We start from the raw sequence: 1,511 nt of genomic DNA on the forward strand, positions 1-1,511 counted from the left end.
CAGCCCGACATATGCAATCCCTCCACGTTCGAGTTCCTGACACAGTGTGGCATAGGACGCCCGCCAGCTAACACATTCGCGGCCGCCCGCGGGCCCGTTAGATCGCCGTTTTAGCCGTTGAGCTGGCTGGCTATGAATCGCGTGAGCTTGTCGGCGCAACGTCGAGCGCCTGACGGTTGGCGGCCGCGCCGACCAGCGCGATGGCCATCAAACCGACCGACGCGGACAGCATCAGCACGACGCTGCGCTCGTAGAGCAGGCCGCCCGCCAGCGCGCCCGCCATGATGCCCACCTGGAAGGCCGTCACGTAGAGCCCCGACGCCCCGTCGGGGTCGTCGGCTCCGCTGCGCATCGCCGCGGACTGCATCATCGGCGACACGGCGGTGGCCATCGCGCCCCACAGCACGATCGCGGCCGTCCCGATCAGGGCCGCGGCCGCGGCGGGCCGGCCACCCAGCGCCAGCGCGGTCAGCACCACGAACGTCGCCGTCAATCCGGCCAGGCAACCGATGATCGCCCCCTTGGGCCTGCGGTCCAGCGGCCGCGCCACCAGGCCGACGGCTATCACTCCCGCGACGCCGTAAGCGGCCAGCACCCACGCCAGGTTCGGGCCGCGCACGCCGACGACTTCGCGGATGATCTCCACGATGTAGGTGTAGGAGACGAAGTGTCCGGTGACGCCGACCATCGTGATGATGCTGACGATGATCAGCCGACGGTTGCGGTGGTGGCGCGACCGGGGGCCCACGCACTTCAGCTGGTCCTCGGTGAGCATCATCTCCGGGAGCAGCATCCGGGCGGCCACCGTGACGATGACGGCCGCCACAGTCACGCACACCACCGCCAGGCGCCAGCCCCACATCAGGCTCAAGGCCGCCGTCAGCGGGCTCCCGACGACCAGCGCCAGGCTCGTCCCGACGTAGATGGACATCGTCGCGCGGCCGGCGTGACTCGGCGGCACCAGCCGCGTCGCGATCGGCGCGATGACCGACCACAGCAGGCCGTGCGTGATCGCGCACAGCACCCGGCCGGCGGCCAGCACCGCGAACGTCGGCGCCAACGCCGAGATCAACTGCGAGACGGTCAGGCAGGTCAGGCTCAGCACGAGGACCCGGCGGCGCGGCAAATGTGCGGTCCAGCGCACCAGCGGAATCGTGGTCAGCGCTGCCACCAGGGCGTACCACGACAGCAGGGTGCCGACCAGGACCAGGCTGACGTGCAGGTTGCGGGCGATGGCCGGTAGCGCCCCGACGGGCAGGATCTCGGCGGTGACGTAGGTGAATGCCGCGGCCGCCAGTACCACGAGCTGGCCCGCGACCCGTGGGGTCCACGTTCGGGCGGCGGCGTTGGGTTCGGTAGTCATGGCGTCGGTATCGGCCGGGCTACCCAGTTCCTGGGTTGTCGCGCCTAATGCGATCACACTGCCTTACCGTACGGACCGCAACGACGGCTCCCCCCTTATCGGGGCCGCAATCCGGGTATCAACTCGGTCACTGATCAGGAACGAACGA

1 protein-coding gene is annotated in these 1,511 nt (G+C 69.6%); it reads right to left on the reverse strand.

Annotated elements, in window-relative coordinates:
• Positions 1-130 precede the first annotated feature (130 nt).
• A complete protein-coding gene (locus A5695_RS16585) occupies positions 131-1,363 on the reverse strand; it encodes an MFS transporter (RefSeq protein ID WP_068084209.1) in 1,233 nt (410 codons plus the stop codon).
• Positions 1,364-1,511: the final 148 nt, after the last annotated feature.

This window comes from Mycobacterium sp. E1747 (genome assembly GCF_001667775.1).
Lineage (GTDB): Bacteria > Actinomycetota > Actinomycetes > Mycobacteriales > Mycobacteriaceae > Mycobacterium.